The sequence below is a fragment of the Orbaceae bacterium lpD02 genome, from assembly GCA_036251875.1.
GTDB classification, from domain to species: Bacteria; Pseudomonadota; Gammaproteobacteria; order Enterobacterales; family Orbaceae; genus Orbus; species Orbus sturtevantii.
This window is the reverse complement of the sequence record CP133960.1, coordinates 805,777-818,146: the sequence shown is the minus strand read 5'-3', so window position 1 is coordinate 818,146 and position 12,370 is coordinate 805,777. Positions and strand designations below refer to the sequence as shown.

Here is a 12,370-nt window from a genome sequence, read left to right as displayed (position 1 = left end):
TCAAGTATAATTATTGGGTCTATGAACATCTTAGCCCATCTTCATTTAGCGTCATTAGCGGGTAGTTCAATTATTGGCAATGCCGCGGCAGATTTTGTTAAAGGCGATCCCTATCGGCAATATTCAACGCTTATTGCTGATGGGATAATGATGCATCGTCGGCTCGATAAATTGATTGACCAACTACCGACAGTAAAACAAGCTAAGTCGCTTTTTTGTAGCAAAACTCAACGCGTAGCACCGATTACATTGGATATCGTTTGGGATCATTTTTTAGCTAAGCACTGGACTCGTTATGTAAAAAGTCGTAGTCTTGCCGATTTTAATTTGCAAATGAGGTCAATTATTGAGCAAGATATCGCAAATTTTCCGTCTCAATTTTGCCATTTTATGACTCATTTATGGCAGGGAGAGTGGTTAGTAAATTATGCTAATATTGATTTTATTGGTGGAGTATTAAATGGCATGGCTAATCAACGTCCCAAATTGGTTACATTGCGGGAAAGCTTTCTTGACTTCACCAATAATTATCAGCAACTAGAACAAATATTTTTCAACTTTTATCCTCAACTCATTACTCTAGCGACTAATCGTCAATTATAGTTTTCATTTATTGAAAAATCTTGCTTTATATTGTGACTGCCTATACAGCTTTCGTTATTCATTCTAACTCATAATTAAATACTGATAAGTTACTTATCTCAGATTGCTGACAAACCTCGATATTATTCGGGGTTTATTTTTTTATTTTAGCCATAAATACGATTTTTAATTGAAATTTTATTAAATCCATTCAAAAGTGACCTAAAATAGAGCAATAAAAATAGCTTTAACGCTATTTTCTTTATATTTTGTGCTGTTGCGGCTAACAAACACTGCATTTGAACCTTAGCAAGCCCTCTAAATCTCGCATAACGATGTCCATGATGTTGTTTGGCGTCAGCAAAACTTCGCTCGACGGTCTCTTTTCGTCTCGCATAAACTTTTTTACCCCATTTACTTAGACGAATATCATTCGCTTTTTCTTTATCGGCTTCCCAGATATGGCGAGTGATTATTTTCAAACTATTTTTACTTTGTGTACACTGTGATAATAACGGACACTGCTTGCAAACACATGCTTTAGAGTGATAATGACGGTAACCTTCTCGACTTGTCGTTTTATAAATCAGTGATTGCCCATTGGGGCAGGTATAGGTATCGCGTTGACTATCATAAATAAACTGCCGTTTTCGTATGGCATTCGCGCCATGATTCGGCCTGCGATAACCGATTACGGGATATATCTGCTCAGCTAACAATAAATGGCAAATAGGGGCGGTAAAATACCCCGCATCAAGACCCACACCAACAGGCGCAAAGTTAAACCGAGTGACCTGCCGTTTGAGCCGAGCAAGATAAGGTTGAGAATCATGAACATTTCCCGCCGTAACATGCGTATCGGTAATTAGATTATGTTTACCATCAACCGTTCGGTGGTCAAGATAAAAGAACCCTTTAGGTTTGCCTTCCCGATGCATAAAACCGCTTTCTCGGTCGGTGGTGCTGATTTTAACGGCTTTATACCGTGTTTCCGTCCTTGGCGCTAAGGCTTTTTTCCATGTGTAGCCCGCTCTTCCTCAATCGCGTTATTTAACTCATTAATATATTGGCTCGGCTCTATAATACGCTTTTCATTACATGCTTTTCCCTTATTGGCACTGGCTTTAAGATGCGTGCTATCCGAATATAAGATACGGCCGCTAATTAAGCCTTTCGCGATAGCTTGCTCGACAATATTATCAAAAATCTGTTGATAAATGTCACTATCATTAAATCGACGTCGACGATTTTGGCTTAGGGTTGACGCGTCAATCACTTTTTCGGTTAATCCCATCCCCAAAAACCAACGATAAGCTAAGTTAACCTGTATTTCTTGCACCAATCGCCGCTCACTGGGAATGCCGAAAAGATAACCTAATAACATAATTTTGAATAATCTGACGGGATCTTCTGCCGGGCGTCCATTATCCTTACAATAAAGGGACGCCACCGCATCGCGAATAAATTCGAAATCAATAATCTTAGCAATTTTACGGACAAGATGGTTTTGAGGAACAAGGGCTTCGAGCGATATTTGTTCTATTTTTTCAGGGGTTGCTGGTGTCGGTTTTCTAAGCATCGGGACATACCTTTGATAGTTACACACCACACTATTAGATCAAAAAACTCGCTAAAAAGCGAGTTCTTTGTCAACAATCTGTGATAAGTTACTTATCTCTTATATTCTATTTTATGCAGTGGTTAATTATGCAGAAAGTTGCACTGGTATTGTTACTATTCATTAATATGGTGTCGGCCAATTGCCCTGATTTTTCAAGTTATCAAGCCGAAAAAGAGTTAGGTTCATTAGCCAGTCAAATCGCGGTTTGGGATGAGGCCTATTTTACTAAAGGCGATTCATTAATTCCGGATGAAGTTTATGATCAAATGGTCAATCGTTACCAGCAATGGCTTTTGTGTTTTCCAAGTTATCAACCAAGCCGCTCCCAGCTACGAATTACTGATAAGCATAAAATTATTCATCCGGTTGCTCATACTGGCGTAAAAAAGTTGGCGTCAGCCGAGGCAGTAAAAAGCTGGATGGTTAATAAAGCTGACCTTTGGTTACAGCCTAAAATAGACGGCGTGGCGGTTACATTGATTTATGAAAATGGCATATTAGTTTCCGCGATTAGCCGTGGCGATGGCTCGTATGGTGAAAACTGGACGGATAAAGTTAAATTAATGCCAATGGTTCCGCAAAAAATAGCGACTGAGAGCCGGCAAATAGTCGTACAAGGCGAACTCTTTTGGCATGTTAAAAATCACATACAAAAACAGCATGGTAGCAACAATTATCGTTCAAAAGTGGCCGGAGCGTTGATGGCAAAATCAATAAATCCAGATAAACTAGAACAAATTTGTTTTTGGCTATGGGAATGGCCAGCCGGACCACTAAATATGGAACAGCGATTAGCTGCACTAAAAAGTATGGGGTTTACTGATGGAGTGGATGATACACAAGCTATTCGCGATTTTAATCAAGCGCAGCAGATGAGAGAGCAATTATTTAATGCCCCGCTCAATTATCCAACTGATGGTATTATTATTCGCCAAGGCACTAGACCCGCAGGGCAATATTGGCAAGTCAAAGAGCCGTATTGGGTTATTGCTTGGAAATACCCAATACAAGAGCAGTTGACTGTGATAACCGATATTAAATTTACGATAGGACGAACCGGCAAAGTATCAACTATTGTTTATATTGAACCGGTTATAATTGATAGTAGAAAAATAAGCCGTATTTACCTAGGAACGATTAATCAGTTAATGGAGACCGATATCGCTATTGGTGACCATGTTTTAATTATGTTATCTGGGCAAAGTATTCCGCTCTTAAAATCAGTTGTTTGGCGAACGATTGAACGCCGAATACCAACAATACCTGATGAAACAAAATTCTCAACAATGACATGTTTTACCTATAGTAAAGCGTGCCATCAGCAGTTTTTAGTTCGCCTAATTTGGCTAAGTAGTAAGAATGGTTTAAACTTCCACCATATTGGTCAATCCATGTGGTCAAAGCTCATTAAAGAGGGCAAAGTAACCACCTTAATAAATTGGTTAGATCTTGAACTTCATGACTTACTGAATATTTCAGGTATTAGTGAGCAAAAAGCCCATAATATAGTCAATCAGTTCCAATTAGCAAAACAGTCATCATTTGCTACATGGTTATCCGCTTTAGGTATAACGGGCTTATCTTCCAACATTAATCAATACCATTGGCAAGATCTTATAGTATGGCGTGTTGACGATTGGCAAACTAAAGCAAAGATCTCATTACCCAAAGCAAAACAGTATCAGCTATTAATTAATAGTGAACAGATGAGTGAGCTACAAAAAACGCTAGTTAGCCACAGGGTTAACGGTTTTTTTTAGCTAATTTTATTATGATAATAAATATGCTATTTCATCTTTTAAGTATATAATTTGCTAACGATTAAACATCATAGCAACTGTTAAGTTATCAATTATGGCTAAACCAATAAAATCGATTAAGTGCTTCAACTGTGGTAGTATTGCTGAAATAAAATTAGCTAATAATCGATATTATTGTAAAAGCTGTAGCGCTAATTGCTTGTTAGCAGATGATTCAAAGAATACTAAAATCAAGCAACCTCAGCAGGCGCTTGAAGCCTTAAATATTAGTAAAAATAAGACCAGTGTTGTTATCATAAGTTGTATTATTGGTTTACTTTTTCTTGTTATGGTTATTAACTATCTTATCAATCAAACAGCTCCGCAAAAGTATACAACCAATACCGATGATTCAAGCAATAGTTCATTAGCACAGCCAACAATAATTTCACCAACGACAAGTCAAAATAGTACTATTAGCAATCAGGCTCAAGATACCTTTGGGGAAAATAGCGAGTAATTTTATTAACTTATGAGTAATAATGATGAGTGAATCAAGCCAAACTAACAATACCAACTATGATGCAGAGTTAATAGCACCGGTTTTATCGATAAAAAATAGCTTACTTTTAGCTTGTGCACCAATATATAGTTGCCAGCTAGATGGCAAAGGAAAATCGATGGCAATTGTGGCAGACGGACAAGCAACGGTTAAGCAACCTTGCTGGCTACATTTAGATTTTACCAATTCGCAAACTATTGATTGGATGCGTTCGACGGAGTTATTACCAGAATTAGTAAAAGAAGAACTACTAAAACCAAATCAAATTGCCAAAGAAATACGCTTTGATAGCGGTATTCTAGTCGTATTAAAAGGCGTCAATATAACATCCAATGCTTTCCCTGATCCAATAGTCACATTTCGTTTTTATATAACGGACAATTTAATTATTTCAACTAGGCATCAACAAATTGATGCTATCGCGCTCTTAAAAGAAAACTTAGATAAAGGCATCGGGCCTGTTGATGTTGCGGATTGGCTGATTCAAATTTCCCAATTAATTAGCGACCAAGTTAACTCATCGTTTGATAACGTTCATAATAATATTATCAGACTGGAAGATAACGCCTTAAATCAACGTGCGTTTTCTTATAAAGAGATTGGACGGGTACGTAAACAGCTCATTGTATTAAGGCGATTGCTGTCACCACAACGGGATATCTTTGTGCGCATTTCGACCGAGCGAATATCGTGGATCGATGACAATGATCGGCAGCATCTACACGATATATCTAATCAGCAAAATCATTATATTGGTGATATTGATAGCTGCTTGTTAAGACTCGGATCATTAATGGAGCAAATTAGTGGCTTCTTGGCCGAATCAATTAATAAGCGTATTTATTTAATGACGCTTGTTACATTAATTTTTATGCCAATTACGTTTTTAACGAGCTTGCTTGGCGTAAATTTAGCGGGTATTCCATTTAGTGACGCTAAATGGGCATTTGGCGCTTTTGCGCTCATCATCATTGCGATCTGTATTGGGTCAATTATTTGGTTAAAGTCGAAAAAATGGATGTAGCAATGCATTTTCTGATTAGCGAAGCGCTTTGTCTTACTAATTATAGGGAGTTGTTCACTTGGTGTCATAAACCTCTTTTGCATTTCAGTAAAAGCGATCGTGGGCATTTGATTGGTGATTGTTATTTATGAGCCAGCTTTCTACGAACGGTTATAAATTATTTATTGCAGAAAAGCCGAGTTTAGCCAGAGCGGTTGCTGATGTTTTACCTAAACCACACCAAAAAGGCGATGGTTTTATTCGCGCCGGTAATGGTGATATTGTCAGTTGGTGTATTGGTCATCTGCTTGAGCAAGCGCCACCCGATAGTTATGATGAGCGTTATAAAAAATGGCAAATCAATGATCTACCGATTATTCCAGAAAATTGGATCTTATTACCTAAGAGTAGCACTCAAAAGCAGTTTAATATTTTAGTTGGCTTGATTGAGCAGGCGACAGAAATTGTTCACGTTGGTGACCCTGATAGAGAAGGGCAGTTATTAATTGATGAAGTGCTCAATTATTGTCAAATTCCCGCCGAAAAACGGCATCTAGTTCAGCGCTGTCTAATTAGTGATCTTAATGCTTCAGCAGTGGAAAAGTCATTAAATAACTTACGCAGTAATCGCGATTTTATCCCATTATCAACATCCGCACTCGCTAGAGCTAGGGCTGATTGGTTATATGGTATTAATATGAGCCGATTATGTACCATTAAAGGTCAAAACCGTGGTTATAAGGGGGTTTTATCTATTGGTCGTGTACAAACTCCAGTGCTTGGACTTGTTGTTAGACGCGATTTAGAGATCGAAAACTTTGTGAGTAAACCTTTCTATGAAGTTTTTGCTATTATTCAGACTAAAAACCAAGAAGTATTTAAAGCAAAATGGCAGCCAAGTGAAGCGTGTACGCCTTATCAAGATGAAGAAGGACGGCTGTTAGTTAAAGCGCTGGCTGAAAATGTCTGTGAAAGAATCAAAAATCAACCCGCATTGATTGACAATGTCAGTAATAAAAAGAAAGAATTAGCGCCGCCAATGCCCTTTAATTTGTCTTCCTTACAAATTGAAATGGCAAAAAAGCACGGATTAAGCGCCCAAGACGTATTAGATGTATGCCAATCGTTATATGAAAAGCATAAATTAATTACCTATCCCCGTTCAGACTGCCGCTTTCTACCAGAAGAACATTTACAGCAAATTGACGGCGTTATTGCCGCAATTAGCAATAACTGCTCAAGTTTACAAGATGCGATTGTCAATGCGGATTTAAAGATTAGGACTAAGATATGGAATGATAAAAAAGTCGAAGCGCATCATGCCATTATCCCTACATTAAGAAAAGCCGATACCCAACGCTTAAGTCGTAATGAATTTGCCGTTTATACTATGGTTGCAACTCAATATTTAGCGCAGTTTTACCCTAATTATCGTTATGCTGAACTACAAATTGATGTGGATATTGCCGGCGGAAAATTTATCGCTAAAGCAACCAAAATGTTAGCTGAAGGTTGGAAGCAGCTCTTTAAAAATAATCAAAGCGCAAATACTGAAGAGTCCGAGCCACTACTTACCAAACCAGTTAAAAAAGGCGAGCAAGCATTGTGTATTGATGCTGAGCTTATCAGTAAAGAAACCTCGCCACCTAAGCCATTTTCGGATGCAACATTATTATCGGCAATGACCGGTATTGCTCGCTTTGTTAATGATCCTGAAATCAAAAAAATCTTAAGGGAAACCGATGGATTAGGGACAGAGGCTACACGTGCAGGAATTATTGAGCTACTATTTAAACGCGAGTTCTTAACTCGCCAAGGTAAAACCATTCGTTCAACCGATGTCGGTCGGCAATTGATTAATATGCTACCAACGGCGATGACTGTCCCTGATATGACCGCTCATTGGGAGTCCCAACTTGACGCGATAAGCCAAAAATCATTTAGCTATCATCAGTTTATGGGCGAACTTACCGAGTCTATTTATCAGTTAATTGGAAAACTGACAAATGTTCGCTTTAGTCGTTAATTTTCTGCTTGGGATCGGTTAGAACATGTCCATGGCGATTTTTGATTGAGTTGAAATACCAGTGAAGCATCAAATAAGCGAACACGCTGGCAAGTAAATCAGATACTGGTGGCGCTAGCCAAACTCCGTCTAAACCCAAAAATTGCGGCAAAATATACAGTGTTGGTAGTAATATGAGTACTTGTCTTGATAAACTTAAGATAATTGATATTTTTGCCATACCGATGCACTGGAAGAAACTTGTTGCGACCATTTGAAAGCCAATCAGAATAAACAATAGCGTGATATAACGCAATGCGGTTGATGATAAGTTAATCATGTCTTGTTCTGCAGTAAACGCGCTCACTAATAAATTAGGGATAAACATTGCTAATAAGAAACCAACCCCGGTTACGATCGTTGCAACTTTAATTGCATAAAAAAATGTCTCTTTAACGCGCGCGTAATTTTGCGCACCATAGTTATAACCAATGATCGGTTGCATTCCTTGATTAATACCAATGACAATCATAACAAAAAATGTAATTAATCGATTAGCATTAGAAAATGCAGCAATAGCATCATCGCCACTAATATGGCTCAATGGTGCGTAATGATTAAGTTGCCAGTTAATAAATATCACCACAACAGACGTAGCAACTTGCATCGCAAAAGGGGACATACCGATCGATAAAATACCGATAATTGATTCTTTATCAAGGCGCAGGTTTTTTAAACGCAGCCTAACCTGACTTTTCTTGCTAGTAAAATGGATCATTACCAAAATAAAACTAAGCATCATGGCAAGCGTTGTCGCAAGCGCGGCCCCGCGCATACCCCAATCAAATACTTTAATAAAAATAGGCGCCAGAATAATGTTGGCAATTACCGTCGATAAGATGATCAGCATTGCTTTAAGCGGATAACCACACGCTCTCATCATATTGGCATAATTGAACGATAGCGTTAAAAATAGGCTACCCGGTAAAAATATCTGCAAAAACTGTTTAGCATAGTTATGCGTTACTTCGCTTGCACCAACCAGATAAAGTAGTGGATCAATAAATATCAGCAAAATGCTAAGTGTGATCCCACTTAATACTAAGGTTAAAACAAATGATGAGCCGATAATTCGTTCGGCTTTATCTTGTGCTTTTTGACCTAAAAAGATTGAAATTCGACTTGCAGAGCCTACGCCAACTAATAAACCAATTGCGGCCGCGATAATCATTACCGGCAGGATTAACCCTGCGGCACTTAACGCTTCACGACCAATCCAATGGCCAATGAAAATGCCATCAATAATATTGTAAAGGGTATTTACGGTCGTGCCGATAATCGCAGGTAAAGCATATTGCCAAAATAATGAACTAATTTTTTTATCGGTAAAATCTTTATAGTTGGTTGCCATTAGCTGATCTTTTTTTATTTATATTTAATATAGAGCAAAATAAATACAGTTGTAATGAATTAAGCCGAATCAATTTATTTAATTATCTCAATCAATTCGAGCTCTGATTTGAATTGAGCTATTCTAACAGACAAATAAATTGTTTATACGCATTTTTTTGATAATTTCTGTTAAAATAGCGACTAATTTTGATAAACAGAAGATAGGTTAGCCAATGAGTTTACAAATCGAACAAATTATACTTCACCAACTAATTAGAAAGAGTGAGAGCGAAATCGAAGTTGTACTACGCGATTCCGTGCTTGAAAACCATCAAGTTGTGACTGATTTAGTCGCCGATATTAATCGAGTTTACAGCAATAAAGCCAAAGCTTATGGTCTATTTCATGAAAATAGCTTATTTGAAACATCGGTTAAAGAACTCAAATTAGGCAATCAAGATTTTTTAAATTTTAGCCAGCAATCAGTAAAACAGTTACGTAATGAACTGGCTAAATATCCTTTTGCTGAAGGTGGAGCGGTAATATTTTGTCTTTACCGTTATTTAGCCGTCGAATATTTATTGATCGCAGTACTAAACAGCTGTCATAGCATGTTAGTTAATGACAAACTTGAAATCAATCAAACACAATACCTTGACATAGACCATGCTGACATTATTGCGCGAATTGATATTACTGAGTGGCAAACTGAGCCTGATTCTAAGCGTTATTTAACCTTTTTAAAAGGACGTGTTGGGCGTAAAGTGTCAGACTTCTTTATGGATTATTTAGGCGCGAGTGAAGGCTTAAATGCAAAAAATCAAAATAAAAATTTAGTGCAAGCGGTTGATGATTATTGCCAAGAGATTCAACTTGATAAGCAAGAGAAAAAAGCAGTTCGCGAACAAGTTTATGGCTATTGCAAGGGGCAACTAGAAGCAGGTGAAGAGATAAAATTATCGAACCTAGCGAAAGAGCTACCAGCATCAGATGATAATGATTTTACTTCTTTTGTTGCTGGCCAAAACTACGATCTTGATGAGGAATTTCCGGTTGATCGTTCAACATTAAGGCAATTAAAAAAATTCTCAGGAAGTGGCGGTGGGCTGACAATTAATTTTGATTCTGACCTCTTAGGCGAGCGTATAAGATGGGATGCACAAACTGATACGCTGGTTATCAAAGGATTACCGCCTAATTTACGGGATCAGCTGCAGCGCAATAATCAATAAATGGAGAGATAAAGCATGAAATATATTGGTGCTCACGTTAGCGCATCGGGCGGAGTGGATAATGCCCCACTTAATGCCCATCAAATCGGAGCGACAGCGTTTGCTTTATTCACTAAAAACCAACGGCAATGGCAGGCTAAACCACTTGAAACGGCGACGATTGATAAGTTTAAGTTAAACTGTGAAAAATACGGTTATAGTAGTAAGCAAATCCTACCGCATGATAGTTATTTAATCAATTTAGGCCATCCAGAGCGTGAACAATTGGAAAAATCACGCGCAGCATTTTTAGATGAAATGCTGCGCTGTGAGCAGCTTGGTTTAACGCTATTAAATTTTCACCCTGGTAGTGATTTAAGGCAAATATCTGTCGATGAATGCCTTGCTCGCATTGCAGAGTCGATTAATATCACGCTCGATAAAAGTCAAAACGTGGTTGCCGTAATTGAAAATACCGCAGGGCAAGGGTCAAACCTTGGCTATAAATTTGAGCATCTAGCGCAAATTATTAACCAAGTTGAAGATAAATCACGCGTAGGGGTTTGTATTGATACTTGCCATGCCTTTGCCGCCGGTTATGATTTACGCACACGCAAAGCGTGCGATGAAACCTTCCGTGAATTTGATAAAATAGTCGGCTTTAACTACTTACGCGGTATGCATTTAAATGATGCTAAAAGCGAACTTGCTAGCCATGTAGATCGGCATAACAGCCTTGGTAAAGGCAATATCGGTAAAACGGCATTTGAATATATTATGCAAGATCCTCGTATTGATGAAATTCCGCTAATTTTAGAAACTATCGATCCTGATATTTGGGTAGATGAAATTAATTGGTTAAAATCGCTAGCTTAAGCTCGCACTGCGGTTAATTTTTCAATTATTATATTACGGTTTGATCCTTGATAACGTCAGGGATCAAGTCAGCTACAACATTCTCGCCAAATAAAAAATAACAATGCCCAATAACCTTATTAAATTATATGGTAAAGTGTCTATGGATCCTCTTGCAACTATTTTGTAATAAGCGATTCCTTATCGATAATAGACAACAATATAAAATAATATTAGGAGATAATTTATATGCCGAGTAATAGTGATGAATCCAATAAAGTACCAATCAAGATTGGCATGAAAGCTTACCTTTCGCTAATTATCGCAATTCTATTCTTCTCAGGTCTTTTTCTGAATGTAGATGGCATGAAATGGCTTGGGGCATTTGATTTTACCACACTAGGCGGCTCATTTGGCACAATGCAAAATCCAGCTAAAAATACCTTTGTTGGTGAAGCCGGTATTAGTGCTAAGGCAGGTTTTTTATTTGCGTTATCATTGGTGCCAACAGTGATGCTCGCTCTTGGGGTGCTTGAGATCTTTACCCATTATGGTGCGATTAGAGCAGCACACAAATTACTGACGCCATTATTAAAGCCCATTTTAGGCTTACCCGGCTTAACTGGTCTTGCTTTAATCACTGACTTGCAAAGTACGGATGCTGGGGCGGCATTAACCAAAGAGCTCTATGACGAGAAAGTGATAGCTAAAAAAGAGTTAATCATTATGGGAGCGTGGCAATATTCAGGTGCAGGACTAATTAATAACTATTTTGCAATAGGATCGGCTCTTTTTGCATGGTTAACGGTGCCAGTTGTGATCCCTTTAATTTTAATGTTTATCATGAAATTTGTCGGCGCTATTTTTGTTCGTATCGCATTGACTACATTTTATAAAAGGGATTTCACTAATGAGTAATACCCATAAGAGAGAGACAAATAATCCCTTTGATATATTTATCATTGGTGCTAGAAAAGGCTTTAATATTGCCATCAATAACCTTATGCCAAATGTGGTAATGGCTTATGTTATTGCACAAATTCTTAATTTGCTTGGCTTAATGGATTTTTTAGGTATTGTTTTTTCACCAGCAATGACCATTTTTAGCCTACCAGGCGTCGCAATTACGGTATTATTAACTGCGTGGTTGTCAGCATCAGCGGGAACTGGCGTTGCCGTAAGCCTATTTGCTCATCAGCAATTGGGCATAACGGATATTACGATTTTGGCTCCGGCTATTTTCTTAATGGGTTCGCAATTACAATATATGGGTCGCCTTTTGGGCGTGGCGGATGTACCAAAGCGTTATTGGCCGTTGCTTATGGTGACGAGCATTTTAAATGCCATTATTGCAATGCTAGTTATGAGAGTGATTATTGCTCTCTAATTTAAAGGAGTTA

The 12,370-nt window shown here is 38.0% G+C and carries 11 protein-coding genes; 9 read left to right on the top strand and 2 right to left on the bottom strand.

The window, feature by feature from the left end; translation table 11 throughout:
- The first annotated feature begins 21 nt into the window (after positions 1 to 21).
- Positions 22 to 603, top strand: a complete 582-nt coding sequence (locus tag RHO12_03585; protein ID WVD66865.1) for an ACP phosphodiesterase — start codon at positions 22 to 24, stop codon at positions 601 to 603.
- A 146-nt stretch (positions 604 to 749) separates the two neighbouring features.
- Here the strand turns inward: RHO12_03585 and RHO12_03580 are convergent.
- Positions 750 to 2,161, bottom strand: a protein-coding gene (locus RHO12_03580; protein ID WVD66864.1) for an IS1182 family transposase whose coding sequence is annotated in 2 segments (ribosomal slippage) — positions 750 to 1,588 and positions 1,588 to 2,161 — 1,413 coding nt in all. Because the reading frame shifts where the segments join, the coding sequence is not laid out codon by codon here.
- Between the two features lie 128 nt (positions 2,162 to 2,289).
- Between RHO12_03580 and ligB the strand changes: the two genes are divergently transcribed.
- The 4 genes from ligB (at position 2,290) to RHO12_03560 (ending at position 7,533) form a co-directional block, all read left to right on the top strand.
- Positions 2,290 to 3,963, top strand: a complete 1,674-nt coding sequence (gene ligB / locus RHO12_03575; GenBank protein ID WVD66863.1) for an NAD-dependent DNA ligase LigB — start codon at positions 2,290 to 2,292, stop codon at positions 3,961 to 3,963.
- 94 nt (positions 3,964 to 4,057) lie between these two features.
- Positions 4,058 to 4,462 (top strand): hypothetical protein, encoded by a 405-nt coding sequence (locus RHO12_03570; protein WVD66862.1) that lies wholly within the window; start codon positions 4,058 to 4,060, stop codon positions 4,460 to 4,462.
- A 22-nt stretch (positions 4,463 to 4,484) separates the two neighbouring features.
- Positions 4,485 to 5,528 carry a zinc transporter ZntB gene (gene zntB / locus RHO12_03565; protein WVD66861.1) on the top strand — a complete coding sequence of 348 codons (1,044 nt, stop codon included), beginning with the start codon at positions 4,485 to 4,487 and terminating at the stop codon, positions 5,526 to 5,528.
- Between the two features lie 127 nt (positions 5,529 to 5,655).
- Positions 5,656 to 7,533 carry a DNA topoisomerase III gene (locus RHO12_03560; GenBank protein WVD66860.1) on the top strand — a complete coding sequence of 626 codons (1,878 nt, stop codon included), beginning with the start codon at positions 5,656 to 5,658 and terminating at the stop codon, positions 7,531 to 7,533.
- On the opposite strand, the gene RHO12_03555 is transcribed toward RHO12_03560, so the two are convergent.
- Positions 7,523 to 8,923 carry an MATE family efflux transporter gene (locus RHO12_03555; GenBank protein WVD66859.1) on the bottom strand — a complete coding sequence of 467 codons (1,401 nt, stop codon included), beginning with the start codon at positions 8,921 to 8,923 and terminating at the stop codon, positions 7,523 to 7,525. The two genes, RHO12_03560 and RHO12_03555, sit on opposite strands and share 11 nt — an antisense overlap.
- Before the next feature lie 214 nt (positions 8,924 to 9,137).
- On the opposite strand from RHO12_03555, the gene yejK reads away from it, so the two are divergent.
- The 4 genes from yejK to RHO12_03535 all read left to right on the top strand — a co-directional run bounded on the left by yejK (position 9,138) and on the right by RHO12_03535 (position 12,357).
- Positions 9,138 to 10,136 carry a nucleoid-associated protein YejK gene (gene yejK / locus RHO12_03550; GenBank protein ID WVD66858.1) on the top strand — a complete coding sequence of 333 codons (999 nt, stop codon included), beginning with the start codon at positions 9,138 to 9,140 and terminating at the stop codon, positions 10,134 to 10,136.
- A 15-nt stretch (positions 10,137 to 10,151) separates the two neighbouring features.
- Positions 10,152 to 10,991: a deoxyribonuclease IV gene (gene nfo, locus RHO12_03545; GenBank protein WVD66857.1), complete on the top strand. Its 840-nt coding sequence runs from the start codon at positions 10,152 to 10,154 to the stop codon at positions 10,989 to 10,991.
- 228 nt (positions 10,992 to 11,219) lie between these two features.
- A complete protein-coding gene (locus tag RHO12_03540) occupies positions 11,220 to 11,888 on the top strand; it encodes a nucleoside recognition domain-containing protein (GenBank protein WVD66856.1) in 669 nt (222 codons plus the stop codon).
- The gene (locus RHO12_03535) at positions 11,881 to 12,357 is read left to right on the top strand and encodes a YjiG family protein (protein ID WVD66855.1); all 477 of its coding nucleotides are present in this window, start codon (positions 11,881 to 11,883) and stop codon (positions 12,355 to 12,357) included. The genes RHO12_03540 and RHO12_03535 overlap by 8 nt, the downstream gene beginning before the upstream one ends.
- Positions 12,358 to 12,370: the final 13 nt, after the last annotated feature.